This is a genomic window from Arthrobacter sp. 10T425 (assembly GCF_056393985.1).
In genome coordinates this window covers 1-506 of the sequence record NZ_JBFTGZ010000064.1, presented here as the reverse complement: position 1 = coordinate 506, position 506 = coordinate 1, and the positions used below count along the sequence as shown (strand labels likewise).

Here is a 506-nt window from a genome sequence, read left to right as displayed (position 1 = left end):
GGCACCCTCTACGCCAACCGCCCCGCGGTTTCCGGGCCCACCCTCGGGTCCCTGCCCGGCGGCACGGCCGCCAACACGGCCTACGACATTCCCCTGGACACCAGCCTGATGGCCGGCTGGACCGGGTCCCGGACCCTGGCCCTGACCGGAACCGGCACCGACAGCTCCTGGTTCTGGTCACGCCAGGCCTCCGCCACGCTGCGCCCCGCCCTCACCCTCACCTACACGGACGGAACCCCGCCCGACACCACCGCGCCGGGCGCGCCCGGGGCTCTGGCCGCCACAGCCACCGGAACCGCCGTCGCCCTGTCCTGGACCGCCGCAACCGACAACACCGGCGTCACCGGCTACACCGTCCACCGCTCCACCACGGCAGGCTTCACCCCCGCCACCACCACCAAAATCGCCGACACCACCGGGCTCAGCTACACCGACACCAACCGCCCCGCCGGAACCTGGTACTACCGCGTCACCGCCACCGACGCCGCCGGCAACACCGGCCCCGG

General features: G+C 73.9%; 1 pseudogene. It reads left to right on the top strand.

The features are described from left to right. A pseudogene (locus AC1DDH_RS20530) lies at positions 1-506 on the top strand (hypothetical protein); the annotation flags it as partial.